12 protein-coding genes are annotated in these 23,245 nt (G+C 48.0%); 6 read left to right on the top strand and 6 right to left on the bottom strand.

Translation table 11 applies throughout. The annotated features are described in order from the left end of the window. The first annotated feature begins 14 nt into the window (after positions 1–14). Positions 15–773, top strand: a complete 759-nt coding sequence (locus tag ACYVGO_RS36950; RefSeq protein WP_460973825.1) for a hypothetical protein — start codon at positions 15–17, stop codon at positions 771–773. A gap of 7 nt (positions 774–780) precedes the next feature. On the opposite strand, the gene porU2 is transcribed toward ACYVGO_RS36950, so the two are convergent. Further along, the gene (porU2, locus tag ACYVGO_RS36945) at positions 781–4,038 is read right to left on the bottom strand and encodes a putative type IX secretion system sortase PorU2 (RefSeq protein ID WP_460973824.1); all 3,258 of its coding nucleotides are present in this window, start codon (positions 4,036–4,038) and stop codon (positions 781–783) included. Between the two features lie 379 nt (positions 4,039–4,417). On the opposite strand from porU2, the gene ACYVGO_RS36940 reads away from it, so the two are divergent. Continuing rightward, the gene (locus ACYVGO_RS36940) at positions 4,418–6,883 is read left to right on the top strand and encodes a TonB-dependent receptor (protein WP_460973823.1); all 2,466 of its coding nucleotides are present in this window, start codon (positions 4,418–4,420) and stop codon (positions 6,881–6,883) included. 96 nt (positions 6,884–6,979) lie between these two features. On the opposite strand, the gene xylA is transcribed toward ACYVGO_RS36940, so the two are convergent. Then, entirely contained in the window at positions 6,980–8,311 is a 1,332-nt protein-coding gene (gene xylA, locus ACYVGO_RS36935) for a xylose isomerase (RefSeq protein ID WP_460973822.1), read from the bottom strand. Between the two features lie 276 nt (positions 8,312–8,587). Then, positions 8,588–9,289, bottom strand: a complete 702-nt coding sequence (locus ACYVGO_RS36930; RefSeq protein WP_460973821.1) for an NUDIX hydrolase — start codon at positions 9,287–9,289, stop codon at positions 8,588–8,590. Positions 9,290–10,028: 739 nt separating this feature from the next. Here ACYVGO_RS36930 and ACYVGO_RS36925 point away from each other — a divergent pair. The 4 genes from ACYVGO_RS36925 to ACYVGO_RS36910 all read left to right on the top strand — a co-directional run bounded on the left by ACYVGO_RS36925 (position 10,029) and on the right by ACYVGO_RS36910 (position 16,082). Then, positions 10,029–11,048: a LacI family DNA-binding transcriptional regulator gene (locus tag ACYVGO_RS36925; protein ID WP_460973820.1), complete on the top strand. Its 1,020-nt coding sequence runs from the start codon at positions 10,029–10,031 to the stop codon at positions 11,046–11,048. 143 nt (positions 11,049–11,191) lie between these two features. Then, positions 11,192–13,147: a sialate O-acetylesterase gene (locus tag ACYVGO_RS36920; protein ID WP_460973819.1), complete on the top strand. Its 1,956-nt coding sequence runs from the start codon at positions 11,192–11,194 to the stop codon at positions 13,145–13,147. Positions 13,148–13,319: 172 nt separating this feature from the next. Then, entirely contained in the window at positions 13,320–14,870 is a 1,551-nt protein-coding gene (locus tag ACYVGO_RS36915; protein ID WP_460973818.1) for a glucuronyl esterase domain-containing protein, read from the top strand. A gap of 156 nt (positions 14,871–15,026) precedes the next feature. After that, positions 15,027–16,082, top strand: a complete 1,056-nt coding sequence (locus ACYVGO_RS36910; RefSeq protein ID WP_460973817.1) for a glycoside hydrolase family 43 protein — start codon at positions 15,027–15,029, stop codon at positions 16,080–16,082. A gap of 283 nt (positions 16,083–16,365) precedes the next feature. Here ACYVGO_RS36910 and ACYVGO_RS36905 read toward each other — a convergent pair whose 3' ends face one another. The 3 genes from ACYVGO_RS36905 to ACYVGO_RS36895 form a co-directional block, all read right to left on the bottom strand. Beyond that, positions 16,366–18,543 (bottom strand): glycoside hydrolase family 20 zincin-like fold domain-containing protein, encoded by a 2,178-nt coding sequence (locus ACYVGO_RS36905; RefSeq protein WP_460973816.1) that lies wholly within the window; start codon positions 18,541–18,543, stop codon positions 16,366–16,368. Between the two features lie 41 nt (positions 18,544–18,584). Next, the gene (locus ACYVGO_RS36900) at positions 18,585–19,376 is read right to left on the bottom strand and encodes a polysaccharide deacetylase family protein (protein ID WP_460973815.1); all 792 of its coding nucleotides are present in this window, start codon (positions 19,374–19,376) and stop codon (positions 18,585–18,587) included. Positions 19,377–19,688: 312 nt separating this feature from the next. Beyond that, the gene (locus ACYVGO_RS36895) at positions 19,689–23,081 is read right to left on the bottom strand and encodes a VCBS repeat-containing protein (RefSeq protein ID WP_460973814.1); all 3,393 of its coding nucleotides are present in this window, start codon (positions 23,079–23,081) and stop codon (positions 19,689–19,691) included. Positions 23,082–23,245: the final 164 nt, after the last annotated feature.

Below are 23,245 nucleotides of genomic sequence, written 5' to 3'. Positions count from 1 at the left end.
GCTTTTGGTGATCTGTGATCGACAAATTCAGGATTTATAAAGCTACTCAACACCTTCGCGAACGCCATCAAATGCTCAAAAAAAGCAGCTCTTACATAATCAACCTACTGATTTTACTGGGTATGGGCATTGGTTGTAAACAAACGTCAACCGATCCTGTCCCCGATGATTCAGCTTATTTCCCGCTGCAAACCGGCGATTACTGGATTTATCAGGTAACTCAGGAAACCTACTCGCTCACCAATCCAGCTATTAAACGGATTTACCAGCTACAGGAAAAAGTTGGCAACTCATTCACTCAAAATGGACAGTTGTTTTTTCTTGTTGAAGAGTCGATAAAACCATCATCCCAATCCGATTGGCAAATCAACGCTATTCATACCGTATATAAAAACCTATCGGAAGTGGTTAGTCAGGAAAGTAATGTGCCTACACTTCGACTGGTTTTTCCTATATCGTCGGCCACTTCCTGGAACGTTAATACGTACAACGCCAACCCCGATACGCTGTTGAGCTATCAGAACGACGGACGTCCATTTATACTGGGTAATCAAACATTTGACCGTACGGTTTCAGTTGTTGGTAAGAACGATTCAACGTTAATAAATCAACAGAAATACCAACGGGTTTACGCGCAGAACGTGGGCTTGATTTATCGGGAGGATGCATCGCTGGCGTTTTGTCAATCGACACCAGATTGTATTGGTAAAGGCATAATTTCATCGGGCAACCGACTAAAATGGGAATTAGTAGCCAGTAATCGGTTGAAATGAGCCATAACTAGGGTTGCCAGATCACCCTACCTGTATGTGTCTCCGTTCGACCATCTTTCCAGATTAATTGGAGCGAGTACGGGTAAAGACCCGGATTAACGCCTTGCCAGAGCAGTGAATTTTTTCCGGTTGATACAGAAAAGCTATCGGCAAAAACCTGAATACCGGCCTGATTGTAAATAGTCAGCCGCGACTCAACGGGTAGCTCCTGCACATTCAGGCTGAGGTCAAACTTTACATACGTACTGGCCGGGTTAGGATACGTACGCAATGTAATGGTCTCGTCATTGGCCAGCGTGATGATATCGAGCGTATACGGTGGTTGGGTTCGATTACCTGCCGCATCTTTTCCGAATACAATAAGCTGATAGGCTCCCCCCGCTTTAAGCAACAGATTTGTGATGACCTGGAGCTGGTTAGCCGAAACCGCCGAAACAGAAAATGATTGCGACGATAGCTTTTGGGGATTACAGGTTGTGCAGCTTTTTAAGTATACGTCAACGGCCGTGGTATCCTTTGGTGAAAGCGGATTTTCGTCTTGAATGAAAATCTCTACCTGTGGATTCATCCGAACAACGGCCTGATTTTCTTTAATGGCTCCATCAATAAATACATTGATTTGAGGGCTAATGCGGTCCAGGAGCGCTTGAATGGGGTAGCTGGTGCCGTTTTGAGCCTGTGCCCAGTCAATAGTTAAACTAGCTGTATTATTCGTTTTGCTGAGTTCGGTTAGCTGATTGGTTGGGTCAATGGCTACTTCGATCTTCTGGAGCGTTTCGTCTTTAAGCATCGTGTACACCAGCGTGTCGCGGTAGCGAAAGGCGTTGAGCCCTAAGGTACTGGTCGTGGCAGCCGTACTAGTCGTTTTTTTGAGTGATACCGATACCGACTGACCTGCAATGTACTTGCCTAAGTTCGCCAGCGGAATCACGACCCGAATCGAATCACTGTTTTTGAGTGAACTCCCCACCACCGACGATTGAATATAGATGCCCTTTGGATCAACCTTAAAATCGGGGTTGGGCAAGGGGTAGAGGACAACCGCCGGATCGCCCTGTAAAATCATTTCCAGAGATACCGATACATTATACGGATCGGCACTCTCTTTTTCGAGGGCTAAATTTACCTGTTGCTGCACCTTGCCAAACGACATTCCCAGCGACGTAGGATCTGTATACAGAATCGAATAGAGTTTTTTCAGGTACAGCGTTGTTGGTTCCTCGAAACTCCAGTAGGAGTGTGCCAGAACAACGGCGGCTCCTTTATTAGGGGTCAGCAACCAATCGGTAGATAGTGTGTTGAAATTAGAAAAAATCTCGCCGACACCGCAGCCGTTAAAAATCATAAATGGGTACCGCTTATTGCTGAATCCGTTTTCGGGCGGTGAGGCAAATCCAAAATTCATGTCGGTAACGGCCGGTCCGGCATGGCCAAAAAACGTAATTAAACTCACCCCGTCATTAACTTGCGGAGTAATGTTTGTCGGCTCTACTTCATTGGTTGTGCTTTTGCTGAACGCACTAATTTCACCCCCCAGTTGGCCATTGGTGTAAATGGTACCAATTGTAGTCAGCGCAGAACGCAGGCTTTGGGCTTCGTCCAGTGTTTTACCCCCACTGATATGGATGATGTGTTTTCGCCAGAGGTCATTCGGCGTAGCGCCTTCCAGTTGCTTTACTTTATCCAGATAAGCGAGCACCTGATCATTTGTCGTCACGTTTAGGCGACCGGTCGGCAGTGCTGGTGTATTTATCGGGTAGCCGCTTAGTCCTGCTGTTAACAGAATGTCCGATCCCGGATAGCCAATCGTTGGTACCAGATCGTCGGGCGTTGTTTTAACGAAGTAGGGGTAGCTACACGCCCGGCCAATCAGCAATAAGTTTTTGACTGCTGAATTAGCCAGCATATAATCCGCAAACCGCCGGAGTGCCAGCGGGCTTCGTTCGCCGTAATTAAACTGATCGTACAGGGAGTCGGCTTCAACAATAAATGGCTTATGGCTGCCACCAGCCTCCGATGCCCGGTAAGCCGCATACGTATGCGCCGACTGTTTGAGTGATGCGTGGGTAATAATCAGATACGTGGCCGACTGCGGAAACGTAGTCGGAAAACGGGCAGCCTGAATAGCCAGGGGTTTAAGCGTATGGCTGGTTACGAAAATATCCCGCTTTACGGTTGTTCCATCCACGACAACCAGTGTTTGACCGCCCGACGGTTGGGCGGCTACGTATTGGCAATTGGTTTTATCCGTAATGTCATAGGCAATGGATGCCTGAGGTGCATTTTTTATAGATAGTAAGGCTGTCTGACGTGGGTTTATCGGCACGTGAAATACCTTATCTGGCTGGCCTGCCATATCCAGCGCTTGTGGATAAGAAACCTTTACGTAGGTAATGGAGAAGTTGTTTGTGTAGTAAATCTTTTCGGGAGAGAATCGTAGGCTAAGTTGTTCGTTCTGAAGCGTTGCCGGATTAATCGTTGCCTGAAAGGTTTGTGACGCGAATCCGAATATGTTCAGGGTGGCTATAGCTGTTGTGGGAGAGGCATCTACCTGTATTCGATGGGTATTATTATCGCGGCCATTTACCATACCCTCCAGGGCAATAGGTTGGGAGGACGTGGTTACCCGATTCGTTAAATTTACCCGGACTGTACCAATCGAATCTTTCGTGAGCATTGGCCCCGACCAGCCTTCTCCCGGTTCGAAGTAACTTTGCTGGAGAGCGGGTTCGATGCCTTTTAAGTTGTTAAACGTATAGTCGCTGGTAAAGGCCTGTACCGTTTCTTCGATATGGAATGCTTCTGGTGTAAGGCCCTGGGCAGATTTGTTCAGTTCTGGCATCCGTTTTCCAGAAAGCGCCGGGCTGCTAGTCAGGAAATAGGCGGTCTTATCTGAAAATAGCGTTTGATAGGGATGTAATCGCTTTTGCGGGCGGTATAGTAGTGAATCCTGACTGCCATCATTGCCTTGTCCATAGAATTCAACATAATCCTGTGCATCGAACACACCATCCTGCTGGCCTACTACACGAATAGCTAATTCTTTTCCTCTAAAAAACAACTGCCAGTTTGCCGGATTTGTCTGGAGGAACGAAGGGTCAGTGGCTTTAATGTCCTCATAATTTACCCTATAGACGCCCGTCTGGTTTACGGAGAATTTCAGGTATTTCTGGTTCGATTTAATCCATTCATTGCCGAATACAGACTGAGCCTGCACGGCCAGGCAATTCATGATGAACCCAATGAGCAGTAATCCTTTTTTCATCCGAAGCGTTTATTTCCTAACGTTTAGTCTGGTAAAGTAGTTATGATTAAGTAATCATAACTACTTCAATAAGTCGTCTTTTCTATAGTGTATCTATAGAATGGCCTTGTCAAAGATAAGTAATCCTTTAGTAGCGTAAAATAGCGATGTTCTCTGGAAGAATAGTTTACGAATTCGTGCTGATGTATAGCTATTGTGTAAATCTTGGTAACTAATTAAGCTGATAAAATTTTAGGGTAGTCTTTAGCCTCATCTAGAGACGTAATGATATCAGTTTGTAGGACGAATAGTTGGATAAATTGCATTGTTCGTTGAGGCCGACCAATTGACGACAAAACTTCAGATTTACTTCAAGATTCGTGGAGACTTTTGTCTCATTATGAAGCCAGTTTTCCGCAGTTTACTCGTTTTGTTTATCCTTTTAGGGGCTACTGCCGCCATTGCTCAGCAAGCAATATTGAGTAGCAGTAATCGGCTGACAGGGAAGATACTGGACGTGGCCACTAAACAGGTATTGCCCTTTGCATCAGTTGCCGTTTTTGAACAGGTACATGGGAAAGATAGCCTTCTGACCGGTAGCCAGACCGATGATCAGGGCATTTTTAGCATCAATAATTTGCCGGCTGGCTTATTGACCATACGGATTACATTCGTCGGCTATCAGAACCTCGAAAAAAGCATTCGAATCAAACAGGCACAAACGGATATGGGCACCCTGGGCTTGAAACCCGATGCCAGTCTGCTTAACGAGGTAAAGGTAACAGGGGAGAAAGGCGCTGTTGATATGACAATGGAGAAGCGTACTTTCAACGTGGCGAAAAACCTGACCACTATTGGTGGAACGGCCGAAAATGTGCTCAAAAATGTGCCTTCGATCACGCTTGATGAAAGCGGTAATCCTAGTCTGCGCAACATGGCCACAACGATTTACGTCAATGGTAAACCTACCCAACTAACCCTGTCGCAGATTCCCGCCAATCAGATTGAGTCGGTGGAGGTCATTTCTAACCCATCGGCCCGTTATGATGCGTCTACATCAGGTGGAATTGTCAATCTGGTGCTGAAGAAAAACCGGTTACCCGGCTATAATCGGCTGATTAGTGCAGGCATTGGGAACAATTCTCGTTTCGATGGTACGCTGAATGTGGACTGGCGCCGTGGTAAATGGAACCTGACGAGTTTTTATTCCATCAATGCGACCAAAAACCCAATAACAGGTTATGTAAACCGTACCAACCGAAGCGTTGATGGGAGCCCGTTGAATTACTTTAGCCAGACTACCGAAATTAGTCTGAATAACAACTTCCAGAGCGGGCGGATTGCCGCCGATTATGCGCTGAACAATCGTAATACGCTATCACTAGCCGCAACGGTGGTAGGCGGGGCTTTCAATACAGTTAGCTCCCAGCCTTACAATTACCGTGATCTGAACCAGACTGTTACCAGCTCGGGTAATCGAACAACGGTGCCGCATAATGCCTTTACCAATATCGGATTGGAGTTCGATTGGAAACACCAGTTTGCCCGTAAAGGACGAGAGTTAAGTCTGGTTACCTCCTATAGCCGCAACCACCTATCAAACGCAGCCGATTGGCTGACAACGGCATTGACTGTAGAGTCGGGTACACCCATCACCCAGCCCGGCTTTCCAGAACGGGATAAAATAACGGGCCGTACCAATGGCGATCAGGTTATTGCCCAACTGGACTACACGCATCCTCTGGGTGATTCGGCGAATCTGGAAATGGGCCTTCGCAGCTATACCTACATTCGTGACCAGCAGTATTTCTTTAATAAACTGAACAACGATGCGCAGGTCTATCAGTTGTTGCCCAGTTACTCACAGGACGCCCGGATTGCCGAGGCCGTCAATGCCATTTATATACTCTACACGCGCCAGTTTCGCCGAAATATCAGCCTGCAGGCTGGTCTGCGTTTAGAACAGTCGAGCCTACACGGCACCTCCCGGCTTGATACAACTACCTTTGGCTACAATTATCCATCGGCTTCTGGACAAAACCTGTTTCAGTCATTCTTCCCCTCGTTTGCACTCTCGAAAAAACTGAGCGAAACGGAAGAAATCGGGCTTAGCCTGAGCCGGAAGGTGGGGCGACCCAACTTTCGGCACTTGTTTATTGGTATTCAGGCTAATGATCGGCAAAACATTACCATCGGTAACCCCGCCGTTCGTCCCGAGTTTGTCAATACCGCAGAAATTAATTACAACAAGAATATTGGTGGGGTGAGTTGGCTGGCTACGGCGTATTACATCTATGAAGATCATACGATCAAACCATTTACGCAGCCTTCGGCTACGGATTCGTCGGTACTGGTAACGACGTTCATTAACGTCAAAGCCGACATTCGCTACGGTTTCGACAATACGTTGAAATTTAATATCGGGTCGAACCTGAGTGCCGTTGCTAACCTTAACGTGTTCAATGTAATTCTGCAATCGGTCAATTTGCAAAACCAGTTAGTTTCCTATAACGCCAAGCTAAACCTAACGTATCGCTTCCCGGCCAACATTTCAGCCCAACTAACAGGTACGAATGATGGTAAAGCGCCCTCGTTGCAGGGCTACCGACAAGCGGTACGGGGTGTCGATTTTGCAGTGAGGAAAGGCTTCTGGGCGAACCGGGCCAGCGTTACGTTTTCGGTCAATGACATGTTCAACTCCCGCCGATTTATCAGTATCTATGACCAACCAGGTGCCTACCAGGTATCAATGAACCGCCGGGAAGTGCGCTTCTATAAACTGTCAGTTCAATTGCCACTCGGTAGTGATTCGTCTAAACGCAGTCAGCGTAAAATGGAGCGGCCAGACGTAGATTTCAGCAACTAGCGTTTCTGTAAGTTCAGCGTAAATGATGTAGCTCAATTCTGACTGCTGTTGCTAGTAAATAGGCGAGCAACTGTCAGAATTGAGCTACAGAGGGTATTAGATATACTGATTAATGATGCTTTCGAGCCATTCCTGCTTGCCGCTGCGGAGTTGTGGTTCGCCGTTTTCCAGCGTGTAGCTGCGTAGGTCTTCCAGCGTTAGTTTACCTTCTTCAAACGCTTTACCCTGACCACTATCGAACGATGCATAGCGCTCTGTGCGGAATTTGAGGTAATCAGACTCTTTCAGAATAGCGTCGGCTACGATAAACGAACGGGCAAAGGCGTCCATCCCGCTGATGTGCGCTACGAACAAATCTTCGAGATCCGTTGAGTTACGACGTACTTTGGCGTCGAAGTTGATACCGCCGGGCTTAATGCCACCTGCCTGATGGATCACCAGGGCGGCTTCAACCAGTTCATACAGATTGATCGGGAACTGGTCGGTATCCCAGCCATTCTGGTTATCGCCCCGGTTGGCGTCGATGCTGCCTAACATGCCTGCATCAGCAGCTACCTGTAATTCGTGATCGAAGGTATGGCCCGCCAGCGTTGCGTGGTTCACTTCAATGTTTAACTGAAAATCTTTGTCCAGGCCGTACTGACGCAGGAAGCCAATTACCGTAGCGGCATCGTAATCATACTGGTGCTTGGTGGGTTCCATCGGTTTGGGTTCGATGAAGAATGTTCCTTTAAAGCCCTGCTTACGCGCATAATCGCGGGCGATGGTCAGGAACTTCGCCAGATGTTCGACTTCCCGACTCATATTGGTGTTCAGCAGCGACATATAGCCTTCACGACCACCCCAGAACACGTAGTTTTCGCCACCCAGCGCAATCGTTGCATCGATTGAATTTTTCACCTGTGTTCCTGCATAGGCTAATACGGCAAAATCAGGATTGGTCGATGCCCCGTTCATGTAGCGAGGATTGGAGAACACGTTGGCAGTTCCCCATAGCAACTTCACGCCACTCGCTTTCTGTTTCTGCTGACCGTATTCGACAATAGCCTGCAACCGTTTTTCGTATTCGGTAGCCGTTGGTGCTTCATCGACCAGATCGACATCGTGGAAACAGTAGTAGGGTGCGCCAATTTTGGTGATAAACTCAAAGGCGGCATCCATCTTCAATTTAGCCCGGACGTTCGCGTCATTGTCCTGATCCCAGGCGAAAACACGCGTGCCCGGACCAAAGGGATCACCACCCGTTCCGGTGAATGTATGCCAGTAGCTAATGGCGAATCGCAACTGCTCACGCAGGGTTTTGCCGTTAACGATTAAATCAGGATTGTACCATTTAAAGGCTAATGGATTTTTTGATTTTGGCCCTTCGTAAGCGATGGTGCCGATACCTTTGAAAAATTCCTGGTCGCCCAGCGTGATTGTTGACATGAGTTTAGACTTGATAAATTGAGCGTAAAAGCTACCTGATTGTTTAGTAGTGTAAAATTGACACTTATTAATTAAACGTCAAAACGACACGTACTATTTTTTAAAGAGTAAATGGCTTGAAAACGTATTTTTCTGTGGTGTCAGTTTCTAAAAACTGACATTGTGAGGTTTCTTAAAACCTCCTTTGCGAGCCAGTAACGAGGTTTTAAGAAACCTCGCTGTGTCAGATGTAAGCATCTGACACCACAAGAATCTTGTAAAGCCTGTCAAAAAACTTTACAAAATGCTATCCGAATTCGGAATGAAATTCAGGAAGGAAGACGTAAGCTGTTGATATTTAGCGGAATCGACCTGATAGTAATAAGCGCCTTTTCGGGAGAACCCCTTCTGTTTCTCCTCTAATTTGATGAGCAGGTTTGTCGACAGGATTTTCCGACTGAAGTTTCGTTTATCAAAGTCGGTGTTATAAATGGCATCATACAACTTTTTGAGTTGAGGAAGGGTAAACTTTTCGGGGAGTAGCTCAAAGCCAATGGGATGCTGGGCTGCTTTATAGCGAAGGCGCTTGATGGCTAAGTTCACCATGTCGCCGTGATCGAACAGCAACGGAGGAAGGTCATAGATAGAGAACCAGCGCGCCTGAAATGTCTCCGAAATTTTAGATTCATAATCAGCCACTTTGACCAGCGAAAAGTAGGCCACTGAAATCGTGCGAACAATGGGATCTCGGTGGGGCTCTCCAAAGGCATACAACTGTTCAAGGTAAACATTGGTCAATCCTGTCAGATCAAACAGAATTCGGGCGGCTGCCTGTTCCAGACTTTCATCGGGCTGAAGCCACCCACCCATTAATGACCAGGTCTTCTCTTCAAGACCTCGTTTAACCAGCAATACTTTTAAGCTATCCCCATCGAAACCGAAAATGATGGAATCTAGGGCCAGCAAATACGGATGCTGTTGTTTATACTGTTCAACCATTGACAATTGCCTGCAAAATACGACGGTAAAATCGTATGCAAGCTACATAATTCAGTTGCTTAGTTCGTCAATTTCGGAAACCAATCTGAATTAAAAGTACCCATACGTATAGGTTACGTAAAAAACGGAACCCTATAGCTCTATAAAAACAATCCTCCTGCCAGATAGCAGGAGGCTGTAGCGTCAAACCTATGATAAAGAGAAAAAGAGGGGCTTCGCTTGATGAACAAAACAGTGCTTGTGGATGCATATACCGTCAGCCGGTGCCATCTTAAACCTCACAACGTCGGTTAGAGTAACCAACGCCACGTCCATTTACTGCAACAGCTTCCTCCTGGAGGGAGCTTGTATATGACTAAAGTCAGACAAGACTAGGTTTATCAGTATTATCGGTATAAAGTTCCTCATTATTTTAATAGTTGCAACCGATTGCAGAAATTTTCAAAAAAAATCTAGATTTGTAATACGATTACACGGGTATTTTACGGTACGTTCTTAGTTAGAGTGTATTAGACTATCTCAATCTTTAGGGCCAACCTAGATTTAGGTAAAACATCCTGATTGGCAGTGCAATCGGGCTTATAGATCTTGATGAGATAATCTATTGATTAGTAATGTGTTATTTTCTTGTAAGCGGTTGTTGATAAGTTTAGTTACTTCATGATTCAACCGATTGCAAAGAAGAGCACAAACGAATAGTAGGAGTACCTGACAATATATGCCCGCTGTATAGCTCACTATGGAAAGAGAAACAACCATTTACGATATAGCCCGATTATTAAATCTATCTGCTGCAACGGTAAGTAGAGCGTTGAATGACCACCCGGCCATTAACAGCAATACAAAACAATTGATCAACAGTAAGGCGGTGGAAATGGGTTATCGCTCAAACACCTTTGCGAGCAACCTAAGGCGGCAGCAAACCAGAACGATTGGCGTTATCGTGCCCCGGCTGGACAGTTCGTTTATGTCGACCGTATTGGCCGGTATGGAAAAAGTAGCTAACGAGGCTAATTACAACCTGATTATCAGTCAGTCGCTTGAATCGTCCAAAAAGGAAATGACCAATGCGAAAACGATGTTCAATAGTCGGGTCGATGGATTGCTCGTTTCACTAGCGTCTGATACCGATAACCTGGACCATTTCAATACGTTTTTTCGCAAAGGCATCCCCATGATTTTGTTTGATCGGGTGATGCAGCAGAAAAACTGCACCAACATTGTGATCGACAACCTGAAGGCAGGCTATGAAGCTACCACCCATTTACTGGAACAAGGTTGCAAACGGATCATGCACGTAACGGGAGGCATCAAACGAAATGTGTATGCCGATCGGCTCAAGGGCTATAAAATGGCGTTGCTCGAACATGGGCTTCCGGTTGATGATGAGCTGATTAAACTGACAAACTTTACCCGGCGGGATGGGCTTGATGTGGCCAGCGACATCGCCAAAATGCCTTCGCCCCCCGACGGTCTTTTTGTCGCCAGTGATTTGTGTGCGGCCAGTTGCATGGGCGGCTTACGGAAACATGGCTTTTCGATTCCGAAGGATATTGCCGTAGTGGGTTTCAACAACGACCCCATTGCCCAGTTAGTGGAGCCCAACCTGACCACGATCCACTACCCTGGCCAGGAGATGGGTGAAATCGCGGCCCAAAGCTTAATCAACCACCTGAACGGCCTGTTACGAATCAGCACGACCAATACCATTCTCTTAAACTACGAATTGATCGTCAGGGAATCGTCCCGGCGGATTTAAATACATCTAGTTAAACAAAAATTTTAACCACAGAGGCACGGAGAACACAGAGATATAAAAGAGTGATTTTTAATTATTTAATCTCTGTGTTCTCCGTGCCTCTGTGGTTAAAATCTATTTTTGATCAGGCACTCGTATTTGTTATGAAATTCTATTTATCTATCTGGTTACGAGTTCTATACATAGTAACTTTCCTGTTAGCATACCAAGCAAGTTTCGCCCAGATTCGACTGCCCAAATTGATCAGCGATGGCATGGTGCTGCAACGTGACGCTAAGCTAAAGGTTTGGGGATGGGCCAAAGCTGGTGAAAAAATTACGGTACAGTTTAAAAACAAGAACTATAAAGCCGTAACGGATGCCAACGACAAGTGGCAGGTTGAGTTACCCGCCATGCCAGCAGGTGGTCCCTTTACCATGGATATTATTGGGAACTCCCGGATTCAACTACGTGATATCCTGATTGGGGATGTCTGGTTTTGCAGTGGACAGAGCAACATGGTCCACCAGCTCAATATTCATGATGTGACGTATGCGAAAGAAATTGAAGCGGCTAACTATCCACATATACGACAATTCTGGGTACCCACCACGGCCAATCTGCAATCACCCCAACCTAACCTTCCGAATGGTCAGTGGAAATCGGCTGTTGGTCAGGATGTCCGGCCTTTTTCTGCCGTGGCTTATTTCTTTGCCAAAAAGCTTTACGCAACTTATAAAGTACCCATCGGAATTATCAATGCGAGCGTGGGTGGTACGCCCATAGAAGCCTGGATAAGTGAAGAAGGATTGGCCAACTTTTCTGACCTCAAAACCATCGTTTCGACCAACAAAGACACCGCCTACGTCAATAGTGTAAACCGGAAGCAGCCAATCCGGCCAGCACAGCCCGCAGATCTAGGGTTAGTGGGCAATACAAAATGGTTCGATGGCTCGTACACGCCTAAAGGCTGGCGTACGATCAATATCCCGGGTTATTGGGAAGACCAGGGCCTAAAGGATCTGAACGGCGTAGTCTGGTATCGGAAAGAAATCGAAGTGCCCGCTTCAATGACGGGTAAGCCCGCCAACGTTTTCCTGGGACGGATTGTGGATGCTGATGAACTCTATATTAACGGAAAACAGGTCGGAAAGACTACCTATCAATACCCACAACGTCGGTATAAAGTGCCTGCTGATGTCTTGAAAGCCGGTAAAAACGTTTTTGTGATCCGGGTTACCAATACCTCGGGCAAAGGTGGATTTGTCCCCGACAAACCCTATTGTCTGTTCGCGGGTGCCGATACCCTTGATATGAAAGGAACCTGGCAGTATAAAGTGGGTACGGCCTACCGACCACTCACGGGAGAAGGCTTTACCCGGAGCAATCCTGCCGGGGGAATCAATGCCCAGAATCAGCCAACGGCCTTATACAATGCCATGGTAGCCCCGGAAATAAACTATGCCATCAAAGGGTTTTGCTGGTACCAGGGAGAAAGTAATGCGGATAAACCCCAGGAATATCAAACGCTGCTGCCTGCGTTAATTAACGACTGGCGACGCCTTTGGAAACAGGAATCCCTGCCGTTCCTGTATGTGCAACTGCCCGGATTTATGGACTACAACTATCAACCGTCAGAAAGTAATTGGGCCATCTTACGGGAAGCGCAGCTCAATGCCTTAAAAATACCCAATACGGCTATGGTTGTGGCAATTGACCTAGGCGAATGGAATGATATCCACCCCGACAATAAAAAGGATGTGGGCGAGCGACTAGCCCTGACCGCATTGAAAACGGCTTACCATGAAAACCTCGTTTCGTCGGGGCCGATCGTTCAATCGGTAACCATTGACGGAGGCAAAATTGTGGTCCGGTTTACGAACGTCGGTGGTGGGTTGATCACGAATGATGGGGAAGACCTGAGTGAATTTGCCATTGCCGGTAGCGATAAAAAATTCGTTTGGGCAAAGGTGAAGATAGAAGGCGATAACGTGGTGGTGTGGAGCGATGAAGTGCCTACACCCCTCTACGTCCGATACGCCTGGGCCGATAATCCCGTTAACCCGAATCTCTATAATAAGGAGAAACTACCCGCATCGCCATTCCGAACAGATAACTAAGTAAATGAATAATGAATAATGAATAATGAATAATGAATAATGAATAATGAATAATGAATAATGATAAATTGTTGATTACCAGTATGATGACTGTGAATTTTGCATTATTCATTTTACATTATCCATTATTCATTGTGCATTTATTTAACTATATTCCTAACCCCCAACTTATATGCAGAAGTATCTGACGTTTGTGCTGCTCATGTTCCTTTCCTTCGGGGCTGTAGCACAACAAGCTGCCATCGACAGCAGCAAGTATCCTCCGCTTAAAACGTGGACGGCCCAGCAGGATCAGGCTAACATGATGCAGCAACTGGGTATCAAGAAATTAAGGCCCGGCCCTAGTCCCAATGAATCAGAACCGAACCATGCCAATTACGATGAGGCACTGGCCGATCCCTGCCCTCAGCTACCCGACGTACTCACTACCCGAAACGGAAAGAAAGTGACGACGCCCGAGCTGTGGTGGAATCAACGCCGTCCTGAACTCATCGAGGATTTTGAAAAAGAAATGTATGGTCGGGTGCCTAAGAATGTTCCCAAAGTAAACTGGACCGTAAAAGTTACCGATAACGAAATTGTCGCTCGGATTCCGGTGGTGGCGAAGCAGTTGATTGGCCGGGTCGATAACAGCGACTACCCGTTGATCAACGTGAATATCAATATGGTGCTGGTATTGCCGCAAAATGTAAAAGGCCCGGTGCCGGTTATGGTGATGTTTGGCTTTCTCCCCCCGGCGTTGCCGGCCCCAGCGCAACCTTCGCTCGCCGACATGGAAAAAATCAATGCGGTGTTCAAGGAGATGATGATCAAACAAAACCCGGAGATGAAGGCCATTTTCGACCGGTATCCGGCTTATTCTCCTATCACAAGGCTACCTGGCCCCAATTTCTTTGCCCCCGCACCAAACGGCGATTCACCACCTACCGAGCAACTACTGGCGGCAGGTTGGGGCTATTGCACCCTGGAGACGAGCAGTATTCAGGCCGATAACGGTGCCGGTCTTACCCGAGGTATTATCGGTCTGGTGAACAAAGGACAAGCCCGAAAACCGGATGACTGGGGTGCGTTGAGAGCCTGGGCCTGGGGCGCATCTCGTGCATTAGATTATTTAGAAACAGAACCACAGGTAAACGCCAAACAGGTTGGTATCGAAGGAGTTTCCCGATATGGGAAAGCGGCTCTGGTAACGATGGCCTTCGACCAGCGTTTCGGGATGGCTCTGATTGGTTCATCGGGAAAAGGGGGCACAACGCTACAACGGCGCGTTTTTGGCGAAGCCGTAGAAAGCCTGGCCAATAGCGGAGGCTATCACTGGATGGCGGGTAATTATTTGAAATATGCTGCCGATGAATCGTCATTTGGCCGTAAAACCGGGTGTGACTTGCCTGTCGATTCGCATGAGTTGCTGGCGCTGTGTGCGCCACGTCCTACGTTCGTCAGCTATGGCATACCAGAAAAAGGAGATGCCAAGTGGCTCGACCAAACAGGTAGCTATAAGGCTACGGTGGCCGCCGGGCCAGTATTCAGGTTGCTGGGAGCCCGCGATCTGGGCGTGAGTGCCGATTACAACACAGAGAAAATGCCGCCCGTACTTACCGGCCTGATGGAAGGTGATCTGGCCTGGCGACAGCACAATGGAGGTCATACCGATGCCCCTAATTTCCAATACGTCATACCCTGGGCAAACAAACTGCTGAAGTATGAACGGGTTGTCAAATAACGCTCAGACAAGTTTTTTCTGGACAGGATTAACAGGATTATTAACAATCGAAATCCTGTTAATCCTGTCCAGAAAAAAACACAATCTGTGTTCATAATCAGCCCAATTAAACTTGTCCTATACACTATAAGCCCCTATTTAAATAACCCCTGTTTTATGTTTATCTCGACTAAAAGAACCCTTGTTGCCATCGCGTTGGTTGGTGTTGGCGTCAACGCTGGTATTTGCCAGACAACAGCCCCAGCTAAACCCAAACCGCTCGTTACCGATATTTACACCGCTGATCCCTCAGCGCACGTGTTTAACGGGAAGATTTACATTTATCCATCGCACGACATTGAAGCTAATGTGCCGCAGGACGACGAAGGGGGGCATTTCAACATGCGCGACTACCACGTTTTTTCGATGGATAACATCAATGGCAAGGTAACCGATCACGGCGTTGCACTGGATCTTAAGGATGTGCCCTGGGCGGGTCGGCAGATGTGGGCACCCGATGCAGCTTATAAAAATGGCACGTACTATCTCTACTTTCCGGTGAAGGATAAAGAGGACGTGTTCCGCATGGGCGTAGCAACGAGCAAATCGCCGACAGGGCCCTTCAAAGCCGAACCGGCTCCCATTCCTGGCAGCTATAGTATCGATCCTGCCGTTTTTACAGATAGCGATGGCAAAACGTACATGTATTTTGGTGGTATCTGGGGTGGGCAGCTTCAACGCTGGTATACAGGCAAGTATGACAAAAGCCTGAAGACCGATTTAGGGAAAGACAAGGACAATGAACCCGCGCTGAGCGCTAAGGTTGTGCGGATGAGCAAGGATATGCTCAAATTCGACGAGCCGGTTAAAGATGTAAAAATCATTGACAAGAACGGGAAACCACTGCTGGCAGGCGACCACGACCGGCGTTTCTTTGAAGGGGCCTGGATGCACAAGTACAACGGGAAATATTACTTCTCGTACTCAACCGGCGACACGCATTTTCTGGCCTATGCCACCAGTACTTCACCCTATGGCCCCTTTACCTATCAGGGGACATTCATGAAACCCGTAACGGGCTGGACGACTCACCATTCCATTGTTGAATTTAAGGGGAAATGGTACATCTTTTACCACGACGTCGAGTTATCGGGACAAACGCACTTGCGGAATATTAAAGTACGCGAGCTGAAACGGAAGGCCGATGGATCGATTGAGATGATTACACCCTAACGGCATTTACTTTTGTCATACTGACGAAGGATCAGCTTAAAGCAGACTGATTGCCTAGCTAGGACATGAGATTTCAATTTAACCGCAGAGAACGCTAAGGCAACTCCGCAAAGAGCGCGAAGAGGTTGCGTGAATTTCTTTGAGACCTTTGCGGAGTTGCCTTAGCGTTCTCTGCGGTTAAGCTAAAACTATAAAAAATAAGTTTAAACAGATTCCACAGTAAGCTGATTCCTTCGTCAGCATGACAAAAAATAAACTACTTGAGTTAGGCTCAAAATACCCCTTACTTCCCCGTAACAAACTGGGCTTTTTCGGCTATCTCAATATCCTTCGCTACCTCGGGGCGAAGTTTCTCCCAGTGAAAGCGGAGTTTATTGTTCTCCGCCCAGGTGTGGCCTTTCTGTTCCGTCAGATGCACCAGCGGCATATCGTTATACAGCGGTCGGGTAATGGTAACAACTTCATCCCAATAACGGAGAGCAGCTTTCAAGTGCTGAATAGCCGCCTGTTTTTGAGCTTCCTGCCCCGAGGTACGGTACGTTTGCAAGGCTACAGCTGCCTGTAATTTTTCGGCAAAATGCAGACCCAGATTTGACCAGACCTTAACATCGGCAACTTCATACTGCAAGGATCGATTCGCTGAGGTGTTTATTGGTTTTACAAGTTGCAGCGCCTTCTGACAATCGCGTTCCAGCATCCTGGCCAGAATGGGTGGCGTAATTTTGTCCGCCCCAAATGAACCCCCAGCCGTTGTCGTTTTGACGTAATCACTGACAGACACATAGATTGGGTCAAGTGTGGGCTGCGTGATCTGCTGATTGACAGAGATATAGGAAACGTTCTTTTGCGCATCGAATGCTATCATCCCTTCGCTGTAAAGCGAAAAGTCCCAGGTGAAGTCGATTGCAGACGCCAACCGTAGCGGGGTTGCAGATGCCAGGGCGTAAGCTTCCAGCAACGAAGCTGCCGATGCACCGTAACGACGAACAAATTCGGCGTTGAATAGCGCGTCGGGTGTGGCGGGATTGTAGAGCAAACGGCCCCATAATTTGTAAAACAGCCATTGCCGTTCAAACGCGTACTTCCAGTTAACGGGAGCGCCGGGCGTGGTAAAATAGTCTTTGGCCGGAATGTAGGTTTCTGAACCCAGAAAATAACCGCCCACATACGACTGGTTGTTGGCGGCAATATGTGCCCGGACAAAATCGGGGACACCCCAGCGCAGGCAAAAGAAATCTTCGTTACGGACCGTCCAGGTAATTTTGTAGGCAGTTGGGTCTGGTTTAAAATAGGTATCATACAGTTTCCCACCGTGTACTTTCACGAGTGTGGGCGTCGAGTGCGCGTGCGACCAGTTATACTTTAAATCCGCCCAGATTGGCCCTTCAATGAAGTCTAAATTCCCTTCCCTCTCAATGGACTTTCGGGTTAGTTTTTCGGTCTCGATACTCGTAACGCCTAACGAACCGGTTGTACTGGAAAACGGAATCCGGTGAATGAGCTTGGTTTTCCTGCCTGCCTGCCGCATTCCGTCAATAATGGTTGCCTTCATCCAGTCTTCACGTTGTTGTGGCGACATACCGCCCATAGCTTCGCCCAATGTCAGACCAAAACCGGTTAGTTCGGGGTATTCCCGAAGCACCTGCGTGACACATTCCCGTGTGTAGCGCTTGACAATGGCCGAGGTGTCGCCGTCGATGAAGTGATGATGATCCAGGTTATTTAGTCTGGGATTTACGTTGTAGGCTTTCGAAAATTCGGGACTGGTGAAAATATTAAACGGAACCAGATACGTGTCAATAGCCCGCTCGTGCGCCATCCGAAAAATCGCATGGAACAACGTCTGCCATTCCTTCATCTGCTGCTCGTTGAACGGCGTGGCCTTCGGGAAATTCGTTGGCCTGATCATGAATGTATACGGATGCAGGTTCCATAAACTCAGTGCATTAAATCGATTGGCGACCATCATATCCAGAAACGCTTTCCAATAGAGTGTATCCCGACAGGTTTCGTAATGGAGATCGAGGGCGTCACTATGGCGGTATGTATCCCAGGGTAAATCGAACTTAATGGCGCGCAGCGGTAAATGCGGTTGTTCAGTTCGGGAGCTAATCGCGTTCAGCGAAACGCCATTCTGCACATCCTCGGCTACCGAAAGCGCTCCATAAATCAACCCCCGAACATCACCACCGGTAACCGTGATGCGGTCATTTTTCCGTTCGAGCGTGTATGATTCCGGACCTACGTTTACCTTAACGGGGGCTAGCTGAATGGTATATGTAGCCGCGCCCGCATCGTTGGTTATAATGAATTTGCGCGCACGAAAGGCTTTGGTAAGCTGCTCGGCTGCATACCTGCTTTGCGGAGACGGTTCCGTTTGCTGAATGAATACGCGCTGGGCAACACTGTGGAGCGTAACGCTGATTGATAGGAGAAGCAGGGTAAGGAGCTTGATTTTCATGGCCAGGGTAGAATAGCACGAACGTAGACGTTTGCGCCATCCTATTTCTGTTTTGATTGATGAACCTTGGTGTAGTTAGCTACGTCCATGAATGGCGCTACCCAGATAGTCGAAGCGTTCTGTTTGAGATACCGTACCAGCTTGTTGTGCTCGGCCAGTGCGACATTCAACGAGTGCCCACCACCCACGCCGTGAAACAGAAAAACAAGCAGCGAATTGCTGGCTTGTGCCTGTTTCACTAACTCAATCATCTGCTCACCGGTCTGGCCATTGATGCCGTACGCACCGATGTCAGCCAAATTGATTTCGGTTATTTTCTTCATCTCGCTTTTGGTCCCTCGGGCGGCCACAAAATCTCCCTCTACCGTTTTGTAGTAATCAACGTCGCCAATTTTGGTGTCGCCACAGGGATAGGCAAAGGTTCGGGTGCTTTGGCCGTCGAGGGTTTTGAGCAGGATGTTGGTCATACTCATTTCGTCGGTCATTCGCTGAACCGTGTACTTGCTCAAATCATTGGCGGGCTTCACCCACTCGCGGCCAGGGGTGTTGCCAATACAGGGATGAAACAGTGTATGATTCGCTAGCTCGTGACCGTTAACGGCCGCTGCTTTCCAGCGGGCTATGTTGTTGGCAAAGCCGGGGAAATAGCCTGATAAATAGAAGGTGCCTTTCAGTCCTAAGGAATCCAGAACCGGAATGACATTATCCAGATGCACTTCCAAGGCATCGTCGTATGTAAGCACTATGGCACATTTTTTACCGTTCCAGACATTCTGGGCATGGAGTAAAACGGGCGAAAGAATCAATAAGGTGGCTAGGGCTAATTTTCGCATGTTGGACTTTTATGAAGTATGTTTTTGACAGGATATTAAATCCCTCTGTGATGTCAGGTGCTAATACCTGACACCTTAGGTTTCTCAAAACCTACTATTCTCCGACGTTCTCGCTTGGCTTTGCCGAGTGAGGGGTATTTTTTTAACGGCCTCTGGCCGGTCAATGCAATGCACTAAAACGGGCCAGAGGCCCTTGAACCAATAGCCCTCACTCGGCGTAGCCAAGCGAGAACGGGGTTTTGAGAAACCTAGCTTGTCGGCTTCTTAAAGCCGACACCACCGAAAAAATCCTGTTAATTCTGTCGAAAAAAGTCATTTTCTCCTTGGCAACAGGCATTTATTTAACCGTAATCCCTGTGAGTTGACTGCTGTTACAAGTAGTATTTCCTTGTTTTTACTCTTCATTAACACCGACGACCGGGCATCTCCCCGAATCAACAGGCCGCTTTCGGCTGGATTCAGGGGTTTGAAATGACCGTGACCGTCGCCCAGCAGCACCACACCCACCGACGCATCTTCGCGACCCATGTTCACTTCGTTGGGATAGAAATTGCCTGTTAACACGGCATCCAAATGGCCGTCCTGGTTAAAGTCATGCACCACAATACCAAAAACGGGTGATTCCTGAACGATTCGGGGCAAGGCATGAACGACGAATTTCCCATTGCCCTGATTCTCGATATAGGCACTTTGCAGATAGGTCGCCTGTGCCTGATAAGCATCCTGCCGGTCATCGTCAGACAGCAGTTCATCAAACGTTACGGCTGCGTACTCTGCGAACCGCTGGTATTTTCGTCTGAACTGGATAACCTGCTGATTCAGTGCGTCCCGTGGCACGGCTGGATAGCTGATTCCGTTGATGTAATAACCCATCAGTGGGTCCATGGTCCCATCTTTATTGAAATCTTTGGCGATGATGTTAACGGGTTCATCCGCTGAGGCATGATAGAGCGTGTTCAGTCCTTCGTTGCCAGCGATGTAATCCATATCGCCATCGTGGTCAAAATCACCTTGTGCCAGACTGTTCCACCAACCCGACGTAGTTGGAATTTGGAGGAGCGATGAGGTTGCCTTAAAGCTGCCTTTCGTGTTTTTGTAGATGGTTAGGGGCATCCATTCGCCTGCCAGCATGAGGTCAGCCCAACCGTCGTTGTCGTAATCGGACCAGAGTGCTGAACAAACCAGACCTGCCTGCATTAGCGATGGGCAAAGCTGTTGGGTCACATCGGTAAAGTGAGCGCCTTGTGGAGATGAGTCGTTGCGCAGTAAGTAGCTCCGGGCGGGTAGGGGATATTGACCGGGAATCTGGCGACCGCCTACGAACAGATCGAGATCATTGTCGTGGTCGAAATCATAGGCAACTACGCAGGAACCACTGCCGGAAACATCGGGTAACGTAGTTGTAGGGGCCAGGCTAAAATCGCCCTTGCTATTGTTCAGATATAGCTGATCCTGATAAACCGTTTTATCGGTGACTGGTCGTTCGTTGCTGCCATATACTACATATAAATCGAGGTCTTTGTCGCCGTCGGCATCGAAAAACAGCGCACTCGTGGCTTCCTGGGTAGCCTGAGCCGGAAACGGTCGTTTAACAAAACCACCGTTGGCAGTTTGCGCGAACAGGCAAGCCGGACTTCCCCGATACGATCCACCCACGAAGCAATCATCCAGCCCATCGCCATTGACATCACCAACGGCCAGCGCAAAACCCGAGCGCGACAGCATTTTATGCATGGCTGCCGTTTGCTTAAAATCGACGAAGTCCGATTCCCGATGCACAAAGTCGATTGGGTACGAAGCTGTTACGTCCGAAAAAAGTGTTGGTCGTGGAGTGACCGGAGTTGGTTTTAACGTTGCCGTTGCCTGTTGATAAGAAAGCGTAAGTGTTTGATTTACTGAAAGCTGGCGTCTGGTTTCAGTACGCCCACCCGGCCAGTCAATTTGTAGAGAATCAATCTTGTCCTGCTTACCTAGTCCAAAATGGAGTGCAGGTTCTACAGAAGACAGGTACCCGCGCACCACCGATAATTCCTGGTATTGCATTTGACCCGCTCGCCAAAGGGTAACTTTGGTTCCTATGCCCTGACGATTGGCCGCATCGCCCTGGAGGTTGATGGTCAAATAATGCTGATTGGGTGACTGCTCACGACTTCGGTTTCGATAGATAAGCGCTTCGGCATCTACGTTGTTGATTACGAGATCAAGGTCGCCATCGTTGTCGAAATCGGCGTAGGCGGCCCCGTTGGCAAATGATTCGGTATTGAGGCCCCACTGCTTAGAGACATCGGCGAACGAGCCATCCCCTTTGTTGCGGAAGGCGTAATGCGCGAGCGGAATCTCGGGTACTTTTTCCAGTAAATCGAGTCGTTTTTTTGTGTTGTATTCGGTGGTGCCGAAGCCGGAGAAATCTTCGGTAAAGTTGATGAAATCGCGGTCGGTGACGTTTTTTCGATAGCCGTTGGTGATATACATATCGTTCCAGCCATCGTTGTCGTAGTCGGCCAGGAGGGCCGCCCAGCTCCAGTCGGTTTGTGCCACGCCCGCCATCAAGCCAACTTCACTGAACAGCGGGGTGTTAGGATCGGCTAGATTGCCCAAATTGAGTTGAAGGGAATTGCGCATGTACTGCATCTGATTGCCGTAGGGTGCAGAAACGCTCATTTCTTTGCGGTCAAAATCCTGCCCGTTCAGCATCATTTTGAGTCGTTTATTTTCTTTCGGCAGCATGTCCAACTGCATCAGATCGGGTCGGCCGTCGTTGTTAAGATCGGCCGCATCCACGCCCATGCCATACATACTGGTGTGAGCCGTAGCCTGTTTGATAACGTTGGTGAAATGGCCGTTTCCGTCGTTCTGGTACAGAATATCGCTGCTGGTAAAATCGTTGGAGCAGTAAATGTCCGGGTAGCCATCTTTGTTGAAATCGCTGATAACCAGGCCTAATCCAAGTTCGTCGTAGGTGATGCCTGCCTGCTGCGAAACGTCGCGAAAAATGGGATGTCGGGCTGGGCCAATACCTTCGTTCCGATAGAGTTTTCCGGTACTCGGATGTGTTCCGTCTGAAACAACCGGGCGAAGGTGAGCGGGATTTTGATAATCGGGAGCGGTGTTGAGCAGGAAGACGTCTAAATCGCCATCGAGGTCGTAATCGAAAAAAGCCGATTGTGTGGTGAAGGATGGATCGGCCAGGCCGTATTCAGCCGCTAGTTCTTTAAAAACAGGTTTGCCATTCGTAAGCCCCTGATTAACAAATAATAGATTCTCCGTTTGTTTCAACGCCGGATGGCTTGCCACCGAAATATACAGATCCAGCCAGCCATCCTGATTAATATCCGTAACCACCACGCCCGAACACCACCGATCGGTAGTTAACCCAGCCGATTCGGTAATGTCGGCAAACTCAAAAGTGTCTTTAGATTGTTTTCCCTGATTCAGATACAGGCGGGAGCTGACCTGATTACCGGTGAAGAACACATCGGGGAAACCATCGTTATTAAAATCCCCAATGCCAACGCCCCCACCATTGTAGAAATTGGTGAACGTAAAGCCGTTTAACTGTTCGGTTGGGGTCAGCGAATTTGCAAACGTTATGTGCGTCTGGGTACTGGGAAGCTGCTCAAAGAGGGTAGGAGCGGACTGCTGGCAGGCCGTTAACAAGCTGCTGAGACTGCCAATCCAGATAACCTGTAACCACATCTTTTGCATAAAACGGCTTGTTGGGTTGTGGGGTCAGTTTCTCAAAACCGACACTGCGAGGTTTCTTAAAACCTCATTTATACTAACTGGAGAGGCTTTAGGAAACCTCACAGTGTCAGATGTTAGCATCTGACACCACAGACGCAAAAATGAATAATGGATAATGTACAATG

Source organism: Spirosoma migulaei, assembly GCF_054776855.1.
The sequence above is the reverse complement of the archived record's forward strand: the minus strand, read 5'-3'. Positions and strand labels throughout refer to the sequence as shown.

Excerpts from the sequence above, each read along its gene's own strand:
- porU2 (WP_460973824.1), bottom strand. The coding sequence starts at position 4,038 with ATGAAAAAAGGATTACTGCTCATTGGGTTCATCATGAATTGCCTGGCC.
- ACYVGO_RS36940 (WP_460973823.1), top strand. The coding sequence starts at position 4,418 with ATGAAGCCAGTTTTCCGCAGTTTACTCGTTTTGTTTATCCTTTTAGGG.
- xylA (WP_460973822.1), bottom strand. The coding sequence starts at position 8,311 with ATGTCAACAATCACGCTGGGCGACCAGGAATTTTTCAAAGGTATCGGC.
- ACYVGO_RS36930 (WP_460973821.1), bottom strand. The coding sequence starts at position 9,289 with ATGGTTGAACAGTATAAACAACAGCATCCGTATTTGCTGGCCCTAGAT.
- ACYVGO_RS36925 (WP_460973820.1), top strand. The coding sequence starts at position 10,029 with ATGGAAAGAGAAACAACCATTTACGATATAGCCCGATTATTAAATCTA.
- ACYVGO_RS36920 (WP_460973819.1), top strand. The coding sequence starts at position 11,192 with ATGAAATTCTATTTATCTATCTGGTTACGAGTTCTATACATAGTAACT.
- ACYVGO_RS36915 (WP_460973818.1), top strand. The coding sequence starts at position 13,320 with ATGCAGAAGTATCTGACGTTTGTGCTGCTCATGTTCCTTTCCTTCGGG.
- ACYVGO_RS36910 (WP_460973817.1), top strand. The coding sequence starts at position 15,027 with ATGTTTATCTCGACTAAAAGAACCCTTGTTGCCATCGCGTTGGTTGGT.
- ACYVGO_RS36905 (WP_460973816.1), bottom strand. The coding sequence starts at position 18,543 with ATGAAAATCAAGCTCCTTACCCTGCTTCTCCTATCAATCAGCGTTACG.
- ACYVGO_RS36900 (WP_460973815.1), bottom strand. The coding sequence starts at position 19,376 with ATGCGAAAATTAGCCCTAGCCACCTTATTGATTCTTTCGCCCGTTTTA.
- ACYVGO_RS36895 (WP_460973814.1), bottom strand. The coding sequence starts at position 23,081 with ATGCAAAAGATGTGGTTACAGGTTATCTGGATTGGCAGTCTCAGCAGC.